Source organism: Pseudoalteromonas sp. SR44-5 (assembly GCF_014163675.1).
Lineage (GTDB): Bacteria > Pseudomonadota > Gammaproteobacteria > Enterobacterales > Alteromonadaceae > Pseudoalteromonas > Pseudoalteromonas rhizosphaerae.
In genome coordinates, this window is record NZ_JACJDT010000024.1 from 47,767 (window position 1) to 68,665 (window position 20,899).

General features: G+C 40.7%; 19 protein-coding genes and 1 tRNA gene. 11 read left to right on the forward strand and 9 right to left on the reverse strand.

The features are described 5' to 3' along the window. Positions 1-135 precede the first annotated feature (135 nt). The 5 genes from H5154_RS13715 to H5154_RS13735 all read left to right on the forward strand — a co-directional run bounded on the left by H5154_RS13715 (position 136) and on the right by H5154_RS13735 (position 5,296). Positions 136-690, forward strand: coding sequence for an elongation factor P hydroxylase (locus H5154_RS13715; protein WP_149983018.1), 555 nt, complete (start codon positions 136-138; stop codon positions 688-690). Beyond that, positions 680-1,795, forward strand: a complete 1,116-nt coding sequence (locus tag H5154_RS13720; protein ID WP_182718628.1) for an ATP-NAD kinase family protein — start codon at positions 680-682, stop codon at positions 1,793-1,795. The genes H5154_RS13715 and H5154_RS13720 overlap by 11 nt, the downstream gene beginning before the upstream one ends. Positions 1,796-1,831: 36 nt before the next feature. Beyond that, on the forward strand, positions 1,832-2,107 hold the full coding sequence (locus H5154_RS13725; RefSeq protein ID WP_145240403.1) for a YfcL family protein: 276 nt from the start codon (positions 1,832-1,834) through the stop codon (positions 2,105-2,107). A gap of 162 nt (positions 2,108-2,269) precedes the next feature. Beyond that, positions 2,270-3,829, forward strand: a complete 1,560-nt coding sequence (locus H5154_RS13730; RefSeq protein ID WP_149983016.1) for an AbgT family transporter — start codon at positions 2,270-2,272, stop codon at positions 3,827-3,829. 153 nt (positions 3,830-3,982) lie between these two features. Beyond that, positions 3,983-5,296 (forward strand): AarF/ABC1/UbiB kinase family protein, encoded by a 1,314-nt coding sequence (locus tag H5154_RS13735; RefSeq protein WP_149983015.1) that lies wholly within the window; start codon positions 3,983-3,985, stop codon positions 5,294-5,296. A gap of 160 nt (positions 5,297-5,456) precedes the next feature. Here the strand turns inward: H5154_RS13735 and H5154_RS13740 are convergent, their stop codons facing one another. The 4 genes from H5154_RS13740 to H5154_RS13755 form a co-directional block, all read right to left on the reverse strand. Next, positions 5,457-7,304, reverse strand: coding sequence for a DEAD/DEAH box helicase (locus H5154_RS13740; protein WP_145240410.1), 1,848 nt, complete (start codon positions 7,302-7,304; stop codon positions 5,457-5,459). A gap of 160 nt (positions 7,305-7,464) precedes the next feature. Further along, positions 7,465-7,728, reverse strand: a complete 264-nt coding sequence (locus tag H5154_RS13745; protein WP_149983014.1) for a GrxA family glutaredoxin — start codon at positions 7,726-7,728, stop codon at positions 7,465-7,467. A 139-nt stretch (positions 7,729-7,867) separates the two neighbouring features. Further along, positions 7,868-9,946, reverse strand: a complete 2,079-nt coding sequence (locus H5154_RS13750) for a TonB-dependent siderophore receptor (RefSeq protein ID WP_182718629.1) — start codon at positions 9,944-9,946, stop codon at positions 7,868-7,870. Positions 9,947-10,069: 123 nt separating this feature from the next. Beyond that, on the reverse strand, positions 10,070-10,567 hold the full coding sequence (locus H5154_RS13755) for a TlpA disulfide reductase family protein (protein ID WP_145240416.1): 498 nt from the start codon (positions 10,565-10,567) through the stop codon (positions 10,070-10,072). A gap of 286 nt (positions 10,568-10,853) precedes the next feature. On the opposite strand from H5154_RS13755, the gene H5154_RS13760 reads away from it, so the two are divergent. Next, positions 10,854-11,300 (forward strand): Hsp20 family protein, encoded by a 447-nt coding sequence (locus H5154_RS13760; protein WP_182718630.1) that lies wholly within the window; start codon positions 10,854-10,856, stop codon positions 11,298-11,300. A 140-nt stretch (positions 11,301-11,440) separates the two neighbouring features. Here H5154_RS13760 and H5154_RS13765 read toward each other — a convergent pair whose 3' ends face one another. The 4 genes from H5154_RS13765 to H5154_RS13780 form a co-directional block, all read right to left on the reverse strand. Then, positions 11,441-11,983: a hypothetical protein gene (locus H5154_RS13765; RefSeq protein WP_145240420.1), complete on the reverse strand. Its 543-nt coding sequence runs from the start codon at positions 11,981-11,983 to the stop codon at positions 11,441-11,443. Next, the gene (locus tag H5154_RS13770; RefSeq protein ID WP_259398508.1) at positions 11,980-13,113 is read right to left on the reverse strand and encodes a peptidylprolyl isomerase; all 1,134 of its coding nucleotides are present in this window, start codon (positions 13,111-13,113) and stop codon (positions 11,980-11,982) included. Before H5154_RS13770 ends, H5154_RS13765 begins: the two co-directional genes overlap by 4 nt. A gap of 56 nt (positions 13,114-13,169) precedes the next feature. Continuing rightward, positions 13,170-14,183 (reverse strand): phospholipase, encoded by a 1,014-nt coding sequence (locus tag H5154_RS13775; protein WP_182718632.1) that lies wholly within the window; start codon positions 14,181-14,183, stop codon positions 13,170-13,172. Positions 14,184-14,298: 115 nt separating this feature from the next. Further along, entirely contained in the window at positions 14,299-15,852 is a 1,554-nt protein-coding gene (locus H5154_RS13780; protein ID WP_145240426.1) for a cryptochrome/photolyase family protein, read from the reverse strand. 111 nt (positions 15,853-15,963) lie between these two features. Between H5154_RS13780 and H5154_RS13785 the strand changes: the two genes are divergently transcribed. After that, positions 15,964-16,776, forward strand: a complete 813-nt coding sequence (locus tag H5154_RS13785) for a hypothetical protein (protein WP_182718633.1) — start codon at positions 15,964-15,966, stop codon at positions 16,774-16,776. Between the two features lie 17 nt (positions 16,777-16,793). Here H5154_RS13785 and H5154_RS13790 read toward each other — a convergent pair whose 3' ends face one another. After that, entirely contained in the window at positions 16,794-17,141 is a 348-nt protein-coding gene (locus H5154_RS13790) for a globin (protein WP_182740117.1), read from the reverse strand. A 718-nt stretch (positions 17,142-17,859) separates the two neighbouring features. Here H5154_RS13790 and H5154_RS13795 point away from each other — a divergent pair. From H5154_RS13795 to H5154_RS13810, 4 genes are all read left to right on the forward strand, one after another. Beyond that, positions 17,860-17,936 (forward strand) — tRNA-Met (locus H5154_RS13795). Positions 17,937-18,256: 320 nt separating this feature from the next. Next, a complete protein-coding gene (gene rimP, locus H5154_RS13800) occupies positions 18,257-18,712 on the forward strand; it encodes a ribosome maturation factor RimP (protein WP_145240432.1) in 456 nt (151 codons plus the stop codon). Between the two features lie 38 nt (positions 18,713-18,750). Then, positions 18,751-20,250, forward strand: coding sequence for a transcription termination factor NusA (gene nusA, locus H5154_RS13805; RefSeq protein WP_145240434.1), 1,500 nt, complete (start codon positions 18,751-18,753; stop codon positions 20,248-20,250). A 25-nt stretch (positions 20,251-20,275) separates the two neighbouring features. Beyond that, a partial coding sequence (locus tag H5154_RS13810) for a translation initiation factor IF-2 associated domain-containing protein (RefSeq protein ID WP_182718635.1) occupies positions 20,276-20,899 on the forward strand: 624 nt, incomplete at its 3' end.

Below are 20,899 nucleotides of genomic sequence, written 5' to 3' on the forward strand. Positions count from 1 at the left end.
AAGTAAAGGCAAGACAATAACGCATGGCTGCTTAGTCGTTATCAACTTTTACATTCTTGCTAAAAGCCCGTACAATTCGCCTCGATTTTAATGTGCATTTGTTGCATTTTACCGAGGCGAATTAATCAGACTTTTATGCATCAAATAGCCGATTTAACATCTATTTTTGAACGCACTTTTTACCACAGCCATAATACACGCTTGGTCAAAGGTGAGCATGAGCCTATTTATATTCCCGCTGATGTTAAAACGCCGTATCATCAAATTGTGTTTGCCCATGGTTTTTATGCCAGTGCACTGCACGAAATTGCTCATTGGCTAGTGGCGGGTGATAAACGTCGTTTACTCGAAGATTACGGTTATTGGTATTGCCCAGATGGCCGTGATAAAGCTCAGCAAGCAGAATTTGAAGCCGTTGAAGTAAAACCGCAAGCAATCGAGTGGGCGTTGAGTGTTGCTACAGGTTTTGAGTTTAATGTTTCGGTTGATAATTTAAATGGTGAACAAACCTGTCGGTTTGATTTTCAGGCGCGAGTACACAAGCAACTTTTACAGTTACTAAAAATAGGCTTTAATCCTCGGACTACTGCACTTTTAAAAGCATTAAGCGAATTTTACAATACGCCATGGCCATTGAATGCCGGGCAGTTTGTATGGCAACATCCTCAGGAGTTAAGTAATGCAGTTTAAGTTAGGACTAATTGTAAACCCAGTTGCTGGTTTAGGTGGCAGTGTGGCGCTCAAAGGTAGTGATGGTGTTGCGGCTAAAGCTCTGGCGCTTGGCGCTGAGCCAAAAGCTAATTTACGCACTAAAGCAGCGCTTGAGGTGTTATTGCCTTATCAAGATAAAATAACAATTTATACTGTTAATCACTCAATGGGTGAAAGCACCGCGGCAGATCTTGGTTTTAATACCGAAGTTGTGTATCAAAGCGAGCACCCCAGTAGTGCAGATGATACTGAGCGTGCAGCCAAGGTATTGCAACAGCTAGGTGTTGATTTAATTTTATTTGCTGGTGGCGATGGCACTGCGCGCAATATTTGTCATGCGGTTGAAGATAGCGTACCGGCACTTGGCATTCCTGCTGGCTGTAAAATTCATTCAGGGGTTTATGCAATCACGCCAAAGGCCGCAGGGCGGGTAGTCGAAATGCTGGTCAAAGGTGAACTAGTTACCTTAGGCGATGCCGATGTGATGGATATTGACGAAGATGCGTTTCGTCAAGGCACAGTTAAAGCAAAACGTTATGGTGAAATGCAAGTACCCAGTGAAGTACGTTATGTACAAGCGGTAAAAAATGGCGGTAAAGAAACCGACGAGCTGGTACTTGCTGATATTGCCGGCTATGTCGTCAGTGAAATGGATGAAGATACGTTATATGTAATGGGCAGTGGCTCAACAGTTGCAGCTATTATGCAAGAAATGGGACTTGAAAATACCTTATTAGGTGTTGATTTAGTTGCAGATCAAAGCTTAATTGCGCAAGATCTTACAGCTGAACAATTATTAGCGATGACCCATCAGCGCGACACTAAATTAGTGATCACGCTAATTGGTGGCCAAGGCCATATTTTTGGCCGTGGCAATCAACAGTTAAGCCCAGCACTTATTCGCGCGATAGGGCTGGATAATATTATTGTGGTGGCTACCAAAACTAAATTACAGGCTTTAAACGGCCGCCCGCTCATTTGCGATACAGGCGATAGTGAGCTGGATGATGAATTAAGCGGTTATATTCGTGTAACCTGCGGATTTAACGACCATATTATGTATGCAGTAGGCCATCAAGATTGATTGGTAGAAGACCCTGCAAAATCAGGAGAAGTAGAAGTGAGTTTAGTAAATTATATTGACGCAGCCCAACAGTATTTTGATGACTTAGTGATCAAAGCCACTGATGATGAGTTATTTGCCGGTGGTTATTTACGAGGCCATTTTGATTTAGCAGTAGGCTATGCGCAAGTTGAAGAGCTTAATCTTGAAATAGATGAGCTCAATGAAACCGTTGAAAAAAGTTTAGTGAAAGCGTATCGCAATGGTGAGCTTAACGAAGAAGATAAAGCCCTAGTAGTAAGATTATGGGAAGAAGTAAAAGCACTCGCTTAAAAGACTAAATAAAAAGTTATTTAAAAAAACGGCAATAGTGCCGTTTTTTTGTGCATTGAGCCTATTTAGTTCCTATAAAATGTATTTTCTGTTCACTTAAAATTTACCTCATTCCCTAGATACGCTAAAGTACCACTGACTAAACTCTAGGGAACAAGTGAAATGAATAATAATAAAGATGCGGCAATGCCCTCGGGCATAGTTGCGCGATTTTTAAATTTTGTTGAGCGGGTAGGAAATAAACTGCCTGATCCGGCAATCATCTTTTTGTTTGCCATGTTACTAATTTGGCTACTGTCGTGGTGGTTCTCAGGTGTTACTTTTGACGCTATCGACCCTCGTACCGGTGAAGCCATTATTATTAATAATATGTTGGCGAGTGATTCGTTGGCGACCTTTTTATCATCAATGGTAAAAACTTTTACCGGTTTTGCACCGTTAGGTGTGGTGTTAGTGGCCATGCTGGGTGTAGGGGTTGCTGAACATTCTGGCTTTATTAATACTGGCCTTAAGTTAATGTTAAAGGTGACACCTAAAAAACTTTTAACACCGTCAATTATTTTAGTCGCCATCGTCAGCCATACAGCAACCGATGCAGGTTATGTGTTAGTCATTCCGTTAGCTGGTGTTATATTTTATGCAGCAGGGCGCCATCCATTGGCGGGTATTGCGGCGGCATTTGCGGGAGTCAGTGGTGGCTTTGGAGCAAACTTTATTCCGTCGGGGATTGATCCACTACTGCAAAGCTTTACCCAAAGTGCGGCGCAAATTATTAACCCCGCGATGTCGATTAACCCATTAAATAACTGGGCGTTTACCTCGGCTTCAAGTTTATTCATTATTTTATTAGGCTGGTACATCACCGATAAAATCATTGAACCACGGTTAAAAAATACCGAATTAGATGGTAATAAAGAAGATTTACCTGCATTTGAAGATGCCCGTAGCGACGAAAAACGCGCGTTTTTTATTGCAAGTACAGTGATGATTGCAGGTCTTGCGTTATTAGCCTATGTGTCAGCCCCTGCGGACTCTGCAATGCGAAGCGAAGATGGCTCTTTAACTAATTTTCGCTCGCCTTTAATGCAATCTATCGTACCGCTAATTTTCCTACTGTTTTGGATACCTGGTGCAGTGTATGGTTTTACCGTTGGCACCTTTAAAAGCTCTAAAGATATGATAGATGCCATGAGTAAAGCAATGGGCGGCATGGCGTATTATATTGTAATGGCGTTCTTTTGTGCCTTGTTTATTGCTGCATTTAGTAAATCAAACTTGGGAGCTCTGCTGGCAATTGAAGGCGCGCAGCTGTTAAAAGCCATGGAGTTACCAAGTGCGGTGACTGTTGTCGGTATCATCTTTTTAACTGGTTTTGTAAACTTGTTTGTTGGCTCAAGTTCAGCAAAGTGGGCGCTACTGGGCCCGGTGTTTGTGCCTATGTTAATGCAGTTAGGTATCTCGCCAGATTTAACTCAAGCGGCTTATCGCGTGGGCGATTCTAGTTCAAACATCATCACTCCTTTAATGCCGTATTTCCCATTAGTTGTGGTGTACTGCCAAAAATACGTCAAAGGCACGGGTATTGGCACGCTTATCGCGATGATGCTGCCATATTCAATCGCTTTTATGATTGGCTGGAGCTTATTTTTACTCGGTTACTGGGCACTGGGTATCCCGCTTGGATTAGACGCAAGTTACGTGTACCCAGCAGTCGCGCCTTAATAAATCACGGCTAAATATTTATGTGTAAAAACCTCGTCATTATAATGGCGAGGTTTTTTTGTGGTTAGTTTTATCCAGCCAGTTGTCAATTCGATCGTATACCCAGCTTGGTACGTATAAACCGGTAAATATATTCGTTAACTAGGTTTTAGTATGGCCAATGAACGCGCTGTTCCTACATCTCGATTTTCACGCTTTGCAAAGTTAGGCTCATTAGCAACCAGTGTCGCGAGTAATATGTTATTTGAGGGAGCCAAAAGTACTCTTTCAGGAAAGGGTTGGGATAATAAGAGCTTATTACTGCAGCCTAAAAACATAAAAAACCTAGCGACAGAACTATCACACTTACGCGGTGCGGCAATGAAATTAGGGCAGCTACTGTCAATGGATGCTGGGGATCTACTCAGTCCAGAGCTTGCTCAATTACTTGCATTACTTCGATCAGACGCTAACCCCATGCCACATAAACAACTCATTACTGTATTAAAAGAGCAGTGGGGAGATGACTGGTTATCGCGTTTTTCACATATTGAGCTTAGGCCATTTGCTGCCGCTTCTATTGGTCAAGTGCATTTGGCCTACCATGAAAACGGCGAGCAATTAGCTGTAAAAATTCAATACCCGGGGATCGCAAAAAGTGTGGTCAGTGATGTTGATAATGTTATATCGCTGCTTACACTGTCTCGTTTACTACCTAAAGATCTTGATATCAAGCCACTCGTCGCAGAGGCTAAAATACAATTATTAGCGGAAGCTGATTATCACCGTGAAGCGCAGTATTTATTACGTTATAAAAATGCATTGGCAAATAACCGACACTTTATTGTTCCTAACGTCTATAAAGAGCACAGTACTAAACAAATATTAACGATGCAGTATATTGAGGCTCAGCCTATAGAGGGAATTACCGATCTACCCAAAGCAGAGCAAAGCTTTGTGGCACAGCAACTTATTGCGTTATTTTTTAAAGAAATGTTTGAATTTAGACTGATACAAACAGATCCAAACTTTGCTAATTTTCATTATCAACCAGCCACACAAAAAATCGTTTTATTTGATTTTGGGGCAACCCGTGAGATTTCGCCTCAGTTGAGCCAAGCTTATCTAGCTTTATTTAAAGCAGGCAGTGAGAATAATCGTGATGGGGTATTAAATGCGGCCACTCAGATTGGTTATTTTAAAGATACATTGCGTGACAGTTATAAAGATAATGTTATAGAGCTATTTTTAATGGCGTGTGAGCCACTGCGTCACGATGGTGATTTTGATTTTAAAAATAGTCAACTGGCAGCAAATATTAAAGATGCTGGGTTGCAACTTAGTGCACAAGCACAGCAATGGCATACACCACCAGTGGATGCATTATTTATTCACCGTAAACTTGCTGGTTTATATTTGATTGCGGCTCGCTTAGAAGCAAAAATAGATGTTAGAGCGTTATTTATGCCAATTTTATTAAAAACATGATTATTTTAGCGAATTCAAATACTCATTCATTCAATGCAATTGCTATCAACGAATATTGTGACTTCACAAAATCTTCCCCTCACGAATATTTACTTTATTCCAAACACAAAAAAACCTTGTCACTTTCGTGGCAAGGTTTTTTTTATTAAAGAGTCGTTGCTTATTTAGCTGTGAAGCTTACTGGGCGACGTTCTTTACGAGGACCGCTACGCTTATCACCGCGTGCACTGTCATCTTTGTTAAAGCTGCGTTTTTTGTCACCTGATGGACGCTCAGAGCGTTCAGCACGTGGTTCAGCAGGACCTTGATCTTGTGTTAATGTTAAGCCCATTGGACGTTTACAAATAAACACTTTTTGGAAATGATCAAGTACATCTTTAGGCATGTTTTGCGGTAATTGAACCGTACTGTGATTGTCGTGTAAACGAATATCACCAATAAACTTGCTTGAGATGTCAGCTTCGTTAGCGATAGCGCCAACAATGTTCTTAACTTGAACACCATGTTCACGACCTACTTCGATACGGTAAGTATCCATAGGGCCTGCATCACGGCTATTACGTTCACGTGGTTTAGCATCACGGTCACGTGCAGGGCGTTCGCTGCGTTCATTACGACGACCACGGTCACCACGATCATTACGCTCACGTGGGTTACGGTCATTACGTTCGCTACGCTCACGTTGTTGGATCTTAACTTCTTCAACCTTAATTGGTGATTGTTGCTGTGCTAAGCACAGTAACGCACCTGCTAGGTCTTCAGGAGCAAGTTCAAGCTTTTGCGCCATATTAGCTGCTACTTCATTAAAGAAAGTAATATCTTTATTTTCAAGCGCAATAGCTAATTTAGCTTGTAACGCTTCGATACGTTTTTCTTCAACAACTTTTGCAGTTGGTAGTTCAACTTGTACAATATCTGAATTCGTATGACGAATGATATTTTTAAGTAAATAACGTTCGTTATGTTTTACGAAAAGAATCGCTTTACCAGTACGACCAGCACGACCTGTACGGCCAATACGGTGAACATAAGCTTCAGAATCTTGTGGGATATCGTAGTTGATAACAAGGCTTAAACGGTCAACATCTAGACCACGTGCTGCAACGTCTGTTGCGATAACAACGTTTAGCATGCCACTTTTTAAGCGTTCTACTGTGCGTTCACGTGCTTGCTGGTTCATGTCACCGTTAAGTGGAGCTGCAGAGAAACCTTCGCGCTCTAATAATTCAGCAAGTTGTACTGTATCGTTACGTGTACGTACGAAAACAATCGCGCCTTCATATTGTTCAGCTTCTAAAAAGCGAACAATCGCTTTATTCTTGTGTACGCTGGCATTCCAAAATACTTGCTCAACAGATGATACTGTTGAGTTACGCGCAGATATATGAACCTGTTCAGGGTTATTCATATATTTGCTGCTGATGTTTTGAATTTGCTTAGGCATGGTCGCAGAGAAAAGACATGTTTGCTTTTCGCGCGGCGTTTTTTCCATGATGTTTTCAACATCATCGATAAAGCCCATACGTAACATTTCATCGGCTTCATCAAGTACAAGAGCTTGTAAGCTGTCAAACTTGATAGTGCCACGGTTAATATGATCGATTAAGCGACCTGGAGTAGCGACAATAACTTGCGCGCCACGACGAAGTGCACTTAATTGGATACTGTAGCTCTGGCCACCATAAAGTGCCAATACTTCAATACCACGAACATGTTTAGCATATTGTTCGAATGCCTCAGCTACTTGGATCGCAAGCTCACGGGTTGGTGTGAGTACAAGGATCTGCGGCTGCTTCACAGACGGGTCAATATTATTAAGTAATGGCAGTGCAAATGCTGCGGTTTTACCTGTACCCGTTTGAGCTAGTCCCAGTACGTCCTTTCTTTCTAGCAATAACGGTATACATTGAGCTTGGATTTCAGATGGTGTCTTGTAACCCAACTCTTCAACTGCCTTCAAAATTGCAGGAGAAAGATTTAGAGATTCAAACGTGACTGGTTCTGACATTAATACGCCTCAACGAATTTAAAGAGGCGCGCATTGTATAGGATTTACGAGGCAAATGCTTGTATAAATTGAAACTAATTTGTATGTAGTTGATGTTGGTCATAATTTAATCAATTTGATTGTGGGTAAATCAAATTGATTAACAAATTTTATACAGAACTTATTGATAAAGTCCAAGATTCTCTTTAGCGTAAGCTTCAAACTCAGTGAAACCACCGATGTGTGCTTGGTCAATAAAGATTTGTGGCACGGTTGGGCAAGGCTTACCTGCTGATTGTTCTAAATCGGCTTTACTCACGCCTTCTTTAATAATATCAACATAACGATATTTAAAATCATCACGTTCATTTGCTAGTTTTTCAGCAACATCTTTAGCACGTACACAATAAGGGCAGCCTTCACGGCCAAAAATTACAGTTAACATATCGCTCTCCTCGATTTTATTTACATTCATCTTAACTAATTGAGAAAAAATAAACAGCGTAAAAAAACGATTGATGAATTCTATTTTAATGATTACATACACCTTTAATCAATATTAAAGGTGTATGTGGGGTGGCTAATTAAAACTTAACACTAAAGCCAATTGAAGGGCGCATTTCAAAATCATCCTCGTTTTCTTTGATAATTAAATCATTAGTCGAGGTTACTTTCTGATAATCTAAATCAATGCTACTGGTGTTTGCTTGGCCGTAGGCGTTCATTAATTCTAAAATTAACACACCGTCTAAGCCCCAAAAGTCGGTTTGACGTTCAAAACGAAGATCAAGCCGATGATAAACATCGAAACGCTCAGAAAATGGATCACCATATTGTGGTAAAAAACGTCCTTCGAATTCGGAATTTTCTGTGACGCCAACAATCGGGGTGTAAGCTTGACCGCTGCGGGCAGTAAAGTTAAAGCCGCCTTGCCATTTTTCACTGATTTGGTAATTAAACACCATGTTGACAACTAAAGGGGTATCAGCGTAATAATCCCGAGTGATATTTTGGCGTTGGTCAGTACGTTCACTTTTGGCATAACTAACTGCAAGCCAGCCATACCATTTATCAGTTTTATTTTTGTTTATTAATAGATCAACACCGTAAGCTCGCCCAGTTACATCATTACTGTAACGAATTGCTGCATCGGAATAATTGTTTAATGCCAACGGTAAATCGTCCATGGTTTTGTAATACCCTTCAATAGACCATGTCCATTCATCGGCAAGTTCTTGTGCAAAACCCAAACTGCTGTGTTTTGAGGTTTGCGAACGTAAATTCGGGTTGCCGTGTTCAGGCAATAGAGTGTCAATATCTTGCATGCGATTATAATGCCCGTATTTAGCATTGATGCTATTGTGATTATTAATAAAGTAGCTAAGCGCAAGGCGCGGCATCACAAAATCTTCATCAGTGTAATCATTGCTTTGATATTGCACGCCGACTTCGCTTTGCCATTGTTCGTTAATAACCCAAACATGGCTAACACCAACAAAGAACTTATCAAGGGCTAGCTTGTCTTTACCCGTTATTCGCTCACCTTTGTTTAGATCGCAATCAGGATCGAGCTCGGTACAAAGATATTGAAAACTATCGTAACTGTAAGTACTGTCGTTATCAAAATAGGCGGCATCAAACACCAGTTGCTGGGCTTTAGTAACACGCCAATTTAATCGTCCTTTATAAGTGATTTGCTTTTGTTGTTCTTCATCAAAATAGCCATCACTTAGCGTGGCACGTTTAGCGTATTCCAATCGGCCAGAATGTTCGAGCGAACCAACGCCTAAGCGTAAATGAAAGTCTTTATTAAAGTGATCCCATAAAATACTTTGGCTGGTAAATTCACGAATAAAATCAGCATCGCCTTGATACTCAGGATTTTTTAGTGAAAGTTCAGCGCGTTGATTAAAGCCTGCTGCAACCGAGTCTTTTGCGCCTGTAAATGACACTGTTAGGGCGTTTTGATTGTTTATATCCCAGATCCATTTGCCTTGGTAATCATGATCATCTGGGGGATCATTGATGGTGATACCACTGAGTTCACCATCGTCGTTTTCAAGCTCTTCACCTTTAGAGAAGAACAGTGGTAATGTACTTTTACGTGCTGATAAATAAAACGCGGTGTTCTGCGTGAGTTGCCCTTCAACAAAGACACCGGCATTAAACATTGTAAGATCAAGCGTGGTAGTAATCGGTTGATATTTAGGGTTACGCAGTGTTACGTCAAATACGGCACCGGTGGCGTTGCTGTAACTGGTGCCATAGCCTGCTGAGTAAAGTTGAAAATCTTGAATAATGTACTTGTTGAAAATAGAACTGCCGAAATCATGAAAAATATAGCCTGCAGGCATAAAATCCACTTCAAACAAATTATCATCGGGCGATGAGCCACGTACCGCCGGTTCACTCATTGAGCCGCCAGCGGCGACAACGCCTGGTAATGCAAATACTGCCCGCAGTGGATCGCCCATAGCACCGGGCATAGTGATCAGTTTTTCAGTATTTTCGGTTATTTCACTGGTAATGCTACTGCGTTTATAAACGGTTTCAAGACGCTCTATTATTTCTTCATTAGCATCAACGTTGGCGTGCGTTAAAAATGGCAAACACAACGCCAGTGGCGTTAAACGGTAAAGTGATGGCAAGCAGGTGGCTAACATGATTCTTCCATGGTTATGAGTAAGTGTGACTGCGACCTATAGTAATGAGAAAATATATAAAAATACGTAGTAAACTGTACGAAAATGTAGGCAAATGTAGGGAGGTGTTACAAGCTGTTACATTTAGTTTTGAGCTCTGATAGTAATACCTAATTGGCTTGAATAGCCCATTGAGCGTGCGGTTATTCGCAGTTGTTGATCAATTACATAGTAAGTAGGAAAGGCGCTGATTTTATAATTACTCTGGGTATTTTTATCGCCTAGTAAAATGGGCATTGTGAGTTTAAGTTCACTAACAAACTGCGCAACTGCTTGTTCATTTTTATAATCAAGTGCAATGCCAATGGCGTTGATATTAGAATCAACCAATGCCGCTTCTAGGTTTGGCATACTGTAACGACAGATTGTGCACCATGGCGCAAAAAAATAAACCACGGTGGTGTTACCTTTGAGCATCGCAATATCAATACGTTGTTCGCTGTCATTGAGCACAGGTAAATTAAAATATGGAGCAGGGCTGCTATCTGAGCTGAGTAAATTGCGTTGCTGATATGTAGTCACTACAAAAAACACCACAACTAACATAATTATATTGAGCAGCAAACTCGTTACTTTTTTCATATCGACCTCTAAAGCTAATTCCCCTTATTACTATTTAAAGACTTGAAAAGCAAACTTTGAGTCCTCACTTTATTGAGTAGGCAAAAAGAGATTTTGAAAAAAATAAAACTTTTTTCAAAAATAATCTTGAAAACAATTTTGCCGTCCATATATAGTTTAGTGAGGACGCCTGATGGGTCCCAACTAAACAGAAGTAATTGAAATTTATATTATTAATTAAACTTTGCTTGCGCTTGTTCAACCGAAAAGCACATGCAAAATATCGCTTAAATATGAGGATATTATTATGCGTACAATAGATTTATCACCACTTTATCGTTCATTCATTGGCTTCGATCATTTAGCATCTTTAATGGATGCGGCCGCTCGCACTGACAAGCAGCCAAGTTTTCCTCCGTATAACATCGAAGCACTCGATAAAGACAAATATCGCATTACTATGGCTGTTGCCGGTTTTAGTGATAATGAGCTGACGATAGAGTCAGAAAATAACACCTTAAAAGTTGCTGGCATTAAAGCCAATAAAGATGACAGCGCAGAGCGCAAATTTATTCATCAAGGCATTGCTGAGCGCAACTTTGAACGCAAATTCCAGCTAGGTGACCACGTTAAAGTACTCGGCGCTGATTTAGCCAATGGGCTACTTAGTATCGACTTGCAACGCGAGATCCCTGAAGCACTTAAACCACGTAAAATTGAAATTGGCAGTGGTAACTTGCTAGAAGGTAAATAACCATCCCTTTGACAGTGTTTTTCCCCTAATTTACTTGTTATTTTTAGTAGCCGCCTCAGTTGAGGCGGCTTTTTTAGCTTTGCTTAAACATCGGGTCCGCTTAGCGCACCATTAATCGCAGATGATTAATGATGCTGTGTTCAGTTTGTATCTTTACTTTTTAATTTGGCTTGCATGTCTTTTAAGGCGGCAATTTTATCAATAGCAACTTGCAGCTGCCGTTGAGGGAGGCCTTTTTGACGGCCTTTTTCGAGCAAGCTTTCAAGGTTAGTTATTTTTTGTTGAGCAGCTATTACAAAGCGTTGCTCGAGCTGAGTTTGCTGCTGTTTATGAAAATCGAGGTAAGCTTGATGATCGGTTAAGTCGCCTTGAAACTGACTCGCACTGATTGGATTTTTTGCGATGACAGGCAAGTAACTCGGTGTAGTAATGGGCGGCAGTTGTTGACTGGCATCAGTATTTTTTAATGAGGTGTGACTATCAATCGCCGCTTCAGCAGTCATATCTGGATTAATAGCTGTCGGTGCCGACGCATTATTTATTTGTGGTGCGGGCGTTACTGGCGTTAAATCATCAGCAGCGCGGATGGGAGCTATTTCACGTTTTCGCTCTGTTGTTAAATTTATTACTAAAAAACCTAAACAAGCGACGCCTGTAATTATGTAGATAGCTTTTTTATTCATAGTTTTATTGCATTTTGTTGTTGCCAAGCCAGCCAATTTTGCTGATAGCGTTGCTGCGCTTTTTGTATTGCGATGGCTTTTTTAGCTTGATAGCGAACCGTTTCGTCAGTAGCGCTAAAGTAGTTATACTGATGGTTATTACTAATTATGACGACCCATAGACCTTCAGGTGAGCGCATCACCGCAGATAATTCTTCTGCTTTTAGCGTATAAGCCAGTTGCACAGCCCAATTACTTTTATTTTTGCGAGTTAGTTTATTGTGATACTTAGCATAAATGTCGGTTTGCTGTGATATATATAATGCATCTGTAAAAGAGCTTGCTTGTACTGTGTTTCTAAAGCGAACCGCTTGCTCTCGCTCAGTAAACGCAGCGCCGTAAGCTGTCACTTCACTAAGGTATTTAAAGCGCGCTTTATTTGCCTGATAATAATTTTTTATTTCTTTATCGGATATTTGTTGTTCAAGACTGTCGAGTATTGGGCTTTGAACGTGCATCATGTCTTTAATACCTAGCCAACTTTGAATCGAAGGCCTTAAAATATCGCCTTTTGCTAGTTCTTCTAGGTGCGCGATACTGATCCCTTGCTTTAAAAGTAATGGCGTTGCTTTTAAAAGCAACGCCTCAAATTGTTGCTTTTTTATCACTTCAGTTTTGAATAAGTCACTTTCACCTTGGTGCAGTCGAAAGCGTACTTGCATAGATAAAGGGGCTATAAACTCATAAAGATTGACGGCGGTTGTAAAGAGCCCTCTGAGCTCAGTGCGCTGCATTTTATTGATTTGTTCAGCGTTGTATTGGCCATCAGCAGGGTAGCTAGGCAATACTTTGAGCAGCCACTGGGCATTATATTGTGTGAGATTACTTCCTTTAACATAGGATGTTGATAAATTGAGTTGCCTGTCAAATATGTTCATTAAATAGCGCTCAACATGGTACTGCGTGCTAAAGCCTACCGCAGATTGACGTTCAAGCAGCTCAGGCATATGTTGTTCTGCTTGATATAATAAAAATTGATTTTCAAACATATGTTTACGAACGTCTTTGCGACTAATGTTGGCATTGTGTTGTTGATAAACTTGCTGCATTAAACGCACTTCAGCAGCGCTATATTGGTTAAATGATGCCATTGTTAGGCTGCTATAAAGCAGTCCTAACAATAACAAAATACAACTGCTCAGCGCTTTCATTGGCGTACGACCATGGCATGATTAAGTAGGTGCACAACCATGGCAATCGCATGTGGGATCACTTGTTTTGCCGTATTTAAGCGGTCGTAATGGTCTTGTGAATTAAGCACAATACCGCCTTGAGCATAAGAAAAAGCGCCACCTTGTGTCAGTAAAGGGCGTACGTCTTGACTGTTTATATCCAGTGCTGAAAATGTTTGCATGGCTTGTGTAATAAGGGCAGAGTCATTGAGTTGTTCCTGATCATAGTAGTCTTTTACCCAGCTTTCCCAGCTTGAATGATTGAGATCAGATGTGGTCCAAGTATGGTGTGGTTGTAGTAAGTCAGTTGTATGGAAAACAAAACCTAACACTTGTGGGTTGCCACTTTGCAAATAGCTTTGATACCAGTATTGACCTAAATTATCAATTGGCTGAAAAGGCATTTCTTCAAAGTCATCGTACATGTTGTAATTTGATTGGCTGTCAATTCGGTAATTAGCTTCAGTAATACCATAGCTGTTGTACTTTGATGAATCGGCATTAAACCAGCCTGTTTCACCGCCTTGACCGTCATCAAGGTAGTCACCTTTTAACCAGCTTGAAGCCAAGTTATCAACGGTGCCCCATACCGTCAGTTTTTGGTAATTGTAGCCACCAAAGTCGTTACCGTGTTGATCAGCCCCTTGGGTATGGTTTTGGAAATGCCAATAGCTGGTATATTTAACAATACTCTCTGCTGCTCCCCATATTGGTGCTTGAACACATGACCCCGTTACAGCACCACAAAAGAAGGTGTCTTCAAAGTCATCCACATCATAGGCTGCTTGGCCTAGTACTTCGGCTAACTGGGTTACCGTCATATTATTTTGTTGAGCGTATTTGCTTAATGCCGAAAACTGTGTGCTGCTTGGGTGCTGCTGCATATAGTTCACTGCATCGATGACGATACGTTTATGTGTTTCTTGGCTAAATGCCTGTGCTTGGCTTGTACTGATCAGTAATAATGCCGTTAAAAACTGTTTTTTCATCGTGTTCTCATAGTGTTGTGGAGTAATTTCTAATATTAGAAAGTAGGGTAATTACACTATAATTACAAATTAATTAAACATTTAATTAACAATATTACCTGATATGATACTTCTGTTAGAGTTTTTCTATATTATTTAGGCACCATTGCGCTCGCTCTAAAATAGCGTGCTGTTGTGATGTATCTTGTTTTTGCCAATTTTTATAGACCATGCCAATACGTGGGTTACGAGCTAAGCGGGCTTCATGGGTGTGCATAAATTGCCAATATAAACTATTAAAAGGGCAAGCCGTGTCGTCACTTTTTTGTTTTACGTTATAGTGGCAGCTGGTGCAGTAATCACTCATTTTGTTTATGTAGTTACCGCTTGCGGCATACGGTTTTGTGGCGATTAGGCCGCCATCTGCAAATTGACTCATACCACGGGTGTTAGGCATTTCTACCCATTCAATGGCATCGATGTAAATGCCCAAATACCAGCTATCAACTTCATTTGGATCAATACCGGTTAATAAGCAAAAGTTTCCGGTGATCATTAAGCGTTGAATATGATGCGCGTAGGCGGTCTCTAAGCTCTGCGTGATTGCCTGTTTCATACAGTTCATTTTTGTTTTGCCACTCCAAAAATAATCTGGTAACAGACGAGCAGCCTCAAGTTCATTTTTACTCGCGTAATCAGGCATATTTTGCCAATAAATACCTCTTACATATTCTCGCCAACCTAAAATTTGCCTAATAAACCCCTCAACTTGGGCAAGCGTGATCTGTTCTTGGCGTGCCGCAAACTCAGCCAGTACTTGCTTAATAACTTGCATTGGGTGCAGCATTTTTGTGTTAAGTGCAAACGCGATACGACTATGATACAAGCTCCATTTGTATGAGCTCTGACAGGTCATCGCGTCTTGAAATTTTCCGAAACAGGGGAGTAGATGAGTGCAAAAGTAATCGAGTAATTGTTTTGCTTGAGCACGACTGGTTGGCCATAATAAAGTTGCTGAACAATGGCCAAGGGTATTTACCTGGTGTTTTTTTATGCGCTGTAAAATAGCTTCAATATTATTGGTAAATATTTTTGGTTCAGGGATAGCAGCTAAATCAGTTTTTTTTAATTTGTTACGATTGTCTTGGTCAAAGTTCCATTGCCCGCCTAGTGGAGCATTATCTTGCATCAATATGTCAAAGCGCTTGCGCATCATGCGATAAAAAAATTCCATTTTCACATGCTTATCTTTTTTAAAATGGTCGCTGATATCAGCAAAAGGTAATAAAAAATGTTCGCTGTCTGTGGCACTAACATTAAAGTCACTGCTGTTTGCAAACTCTTGCAGTTGAGTTTTTAATCTATACTCATCAGGATACTGATATTGGATTTGTTGACACTGATATTGCTTCGCCAAGCGTGTTAGTAATGAGGTAATGCATGCGTCATCGTGGGTATCATCGAGTGTTAAATGAAGCACATTTAATTGTGCTTGTTTGAGCGCAGTCGCAAAGTTCTCCATTGCCGCAAAAAACGCCGCTACCTTTTGTATATGGTGTTTTACATAATCTGTTTCTTGTTTTAATTCAGCAATGACATAAAGGTATTGTGTTTGATCCTCTTCTTTATACCAACTGTGATTGGCATTAAGTTGGTCGCCAAAAATAAATCTCAGAGTATTATAGATCATTAATTTTGCTCAAAATTGTTTTATACGAATTAAATTGTCGATTAGATCGCATTTATTAATACTGATAGTCGTGGTATAGGTATTAATACGTAAACAAAGGAGTGTCGCCTTATGAATCAATATCAGTATGCTATTTGCAAATTTAAAATTGTTTTACCTTGTCTCATTGCACTTTGCCATGTTAGTTCTTTGCATGCCACAGTCTATCAGTGTGAAAAAAAAGGCGTCGTGGAATTTAGTCAATTTCCATGTGGTGATGATGCGAAACTAATCTCTGTAAAAGAGCAAAACCCAAGCTTATCTAGTCAGATTGTTGCTAATGAAAATATTGATACCTCGGGCGTTGATAGTTATATTCGGACTCGGCAAATTGATGCTGATATTCAACAGCATCAAGATAAAATTGATAGCTTAAGCGAGAAAATGAATCAGCAAATTGCCGCCTTAGGTGAGCAATCAGATGCGCAGTTAAATAATTTATCTGGTGCAAAAAAAGAAACTGCAATAGCTAATCAAATGACCAGTATTTCAGAGCGCTATAACGTTTTAATTGCACGTGAACAGCGGGATATTGATCGACTCTTAAAAGAAAAACACGCTTTGCCTGCGTCGAAAAACACGTCTGAAATTGACCAACAATCAACCCAGAGCAAAGGTATTGATTCGTTCATTCGGTCACAAGAAATCAAACGAGATGTTGAACAGCGACAATCAAAAATAGATACTTACCAAGCTCAAATGGATCGCCAAATAGCAGCCCTCGAAGCTCAGGCTAAAGAGCAACCGAATAACTTAACTGATGCGACTTTTGATAACTCCTTATCTAGAAAAATGAGTGCGTTAACATCAAAATATGCAACTTTAATCGATGTTGAACAGCACCAAATAGATCGTCTTCTACAAGAGTTAGCCAGTATAGAATAATGCATGTAGGTTATTTGTTATGAATTCACTTGCTGCTGCACGGACTTGTTAATTGCAACAATATTACTGGTATTAAATAAATAGCTTTTCACTATGCTGTTAAACATCCTGAGTGCATAACGCCACGCTTGTTCTAGGTTTAGCGTAAATTCTCGGCCCAAATGAATTTTTAGCGCAGCTATAAAAGCATCACATAATAAATCAACATCCTGACAAGTGAGGCCAGATTTACTTAGGTTGTTGGCATGATAATGAATAAAAGGTAATACAGACAATAAGCGATCTAAGTGGGTAATAGTGCGTTCCAATGAGCAATACAACAAATAACTTTTTTCACTTATTTCATCACTGCTAGGCCATTGCATTGTCAATGCATGACGTTTTAATTGCACATGAAAGGTAACAGTAAAACAGTGAAAGTAGGGTTTTATTATTGCGATACTTCATAATAACATTTTTTGATGATGAGCAGAAATACTCATAATAAGCCCTCTCTAAATAGCCTTAAATATGCAGATTGCCATTAAAAACTTAGTATAGACGCTGTGTAGGAAAGAGTGAGTAAATCGATGGAAATTGCGCGATAGCGTGCTTTATTAATGCCAATAAGGCTAGGGCGTGTTGACCTTTGTGGATTGAAATTTGTTCAATCTAGGGGCGATTTAATCGCGGCGCGAGGTTTGTAACCTAGTGGGCTAAGTAAAAATCGAGCAACAAAGAGTTAATCGCCCCTAGGAAGAACCCTTTGGGCAGCGCATGTTTGGAATTTATACTGCGTTATCGCCTATTTATGGGGAACAACCACACTACATAGACTCTGCCTTGCCTAAATACCAAACATACTGCTGCAAAATTAATCACAAAAGGTCAACACGCCCTAGGGCCTTTATGTTGGTTTTTAAAAATCGCACTTGGTGTTCCGTTATAGCGAATTGTTCTGACCTATAATTTTGTACTTTATAATCTAGTCATTCTTTACCAGTTTTTGGTTGCTAATTCCGCCAAGCCTCTTTATAATAGCCGCCATTGTCTAGCTCACTTAATTAGCTGCTAGGCAAGTATCAGATATTTGATACAAGTTGGCGCGGGATGGAGCAGCCTGGTAGCTCGTCGGGCTCATAACCCGAAGGTCGTCGGTTCAAATCCGGCTCCCGCAACCAAGTTTTTGAGATAAGCCATTAATTTTATTGGTGTTTCTCAATTCTTGAAGCCATGCTTTTGAGTAGCGATTTTAGTTACTGATTTGAAGTCGCGCATTCTATGTAATGCGCGTTTTGCGTTTAAGCCTTTGGGTTTAATTTAGATGGTGTTAGCTATCCGCAACCAAGCTTGGCCCATGGCCACACAGTTTTATGCTTTAGGTGTGACGCCCCGCTTGGTTCGGGGCGTTGTTGTATCTGCACCTCTTGATTTTAAATCAAGGTAAAAGCTAAGTATTTTAGGGCTATAAGCCCTTTTTTTGTTTGTATGGAGAATTTTCGTGACAAAACTTGAGCAAGATTTATTAACCATGCTTTCACCGTCAGTTGAAATGTTAGGCTTTGAATTACATGGTCTAGAGTTTGTGCAAGCGGGTCGCCATTCTACGCTTAGGGTCTATATCGATCACGAAGCGGGGATCTCGGTTGATAATTGTGCTGATGCAAGTCGTCAAATAAGCGCAATTTTAGATGTCGAAGACCCGATTACAAATGAATATGATTTGGAAGTATCGTCTCCTGGTGTTGATCGTCTATTATTCAAACAAGATCACTACGAGAAGGCACAAGGAGAGGAAGTACGCGTGCGTACTAAGCTTCCACAAGATGGTCGCCGTAATTTTAAAGGCGATCTAATAGCAGTTAGCAGTGATATGATCACACTTTCATATGACGGTACTGAGCAGTTAATTATGCTCAGTAACATTGAACGTGCGAACATCATCGCAAAGTTTTAATCCGAGTGCGAAGGAATAGGGCAAGCGAGGCATAACCCATGGCAAAAGAGATATTATTGGTTGCTGAAGCCGTTTCCAATGAGAAAGCGGTTCCAAAAGAAAAGATTTTCGAAGCGTTAGAGTTCGCATTAGCGACTGCGACTAAGAAAAAACATACTGGTGAAATTGAAGTACGCGTTGCAATTGACCGTAAAACAGGTGACTACGACACTTACCGTCGTTGGCAGATTGCTGCAGTACTTGAAGATGGCTCACTGGAAAACCCTTACAGCGAAATCACGTTAGAAGCGGCTCAGGTTGATGACCCAGATCTTAAGATTGGTGATTTCATCGAAGAGCAAATCGAGTCAATTAAATTTGACCGTATTACTACACAAATGGCGAAACAAGTAATCGTACAAAAAGTACGTGAAGCTGAGCGCGCACTTGTTGTAGAAGCTTATAAAGATCAACAAGGCGAGTTAGTAACAGGTGTTGTGAAAAAAGCAACGCGTGACGCAATCGTATTAGATTTAGGTAACAATGCTGAAGCGGTTATTTACCGTGATGACATGTTACCACGTGAAAATTTCCGTCCTGGCGATCGCATCCGTGGTTTACTTTATGAAGTAAAACCTGATGCTCGTGGTGCACAGTTATTTGTAACACGCTCTAAGCCAGAAATGCTGATGGAATTATTCCGCATTGAGGTGCCAGAAATTGGCGAAGAGATGATTGAACTACGTGCAGCGGCACGTGATCCAGGTTCACGTGCTAAAATCGCCGTGAAATCTAACGACAAACGTATCGACCCAATTGGTGCGTGTGTTGGTATGCGTGGTGCACGTGTACAAGCAGTATCGACTGAACTTGGTGGTGAGCGTGTTGATATCGTACTTTACGATGACAACCCAGCCCAGTTCGTTATTAATGCAATGTCACCTGCTGAAGTTGCTTCAATTGTAATGGATGAAGACACCCATTCAATGGATATCGCTGTTGAAGCTGATAACCTAGCACAAGCAATTGGTCGTAACGGTCAAAACGTACGTCTTGCTAGCCAGTTAACTGGTTGGGAACTAAACGTAATGACAGTTGAAGAGATGCGCGCTAAGAACGAAGCTGAATCTGATAAGTTAATTAACTTATTCACTGAAAACTTAGACATCGATGAAGACTTTGCAACATTACTTATCAACGAAGGTTTCTCAACCCTTGAAGAAGTTGCCTATGTGCCTGCGTCTGAGTTTTTAGAAATTGATGGTTTAGATGAAGATACTGTTGATTTGTTACGCTCACGTGCAAAAGATGCATTAACGACTAAAGCACTTAAAACAGAAGAAAGCCTTGATGGTGCAGAGCCTGCTGAAGACTTATTAGCACTTGAAGGGTTAGAGCGTCACCTTGCGTTTGTTATGGCAAGCAAAGGGGTTGTCACGCTAGAAGATTTAGCAGAGCAAGGTATTGATGAATTAGTCGATATCACAGAGCTTTCTCCAGAGAAAGCGGGTGAGCTAATTATGGCTGCGCGCAACATTTGTTGGTTCGCAGACGAGTAATTTATTAACGGAGGTATTAGAGACTATGGCAGAAGTAAATGTTGAAAAACTAGCCGGGGATATTGGTACAACTGTTGATAAATTGCTTCAACAATTATCGCAAGCCGGTATCACTAAGCAAGCGGGTGATAATGTAACTGAAGCAGAAAAAGCAACGTTACTTGATCACTTAAGCAAGCAACACGGCGGCACAGGCTCAGATGGCCCAGCGCGTATGACATTGCAACGTAAGAGCAAAAGCACATTAAGTGTTACGGGTTCTACAGGTCAAGCAAAGTCAGTACAAGTTGAAGTACGTAAAACACGTACTTACGTGAAGAAAAGCGCGGTTGAGCAAGAGCAAGAGCAAGCACGTATAGCAGCAGAAGAAGCCGCTCGTCGTGAACTTGAGCAACAAGCTGCAAAAGAAGCAGCTGAGCTTAAAGCAAAACAAGACGCAGAGCGTAAAGCCAAAGAAGAGGCTGACCGTAAAGTGAAAGAAGAAGCTAAACGTAAAGCAGATGCTGAACGTGTAGCAAAACAGAAGCAGATGACCCCAGAACAAACCGCGAAGTCTGAAAAAGATCGCGTTGAAGCTGAGCGTCTGCAAAAAGAAGCAGAAGAGGCCGCATTGAAGAAAGCTGAAGAAGAAGCGAAACGTCAAGCAGAA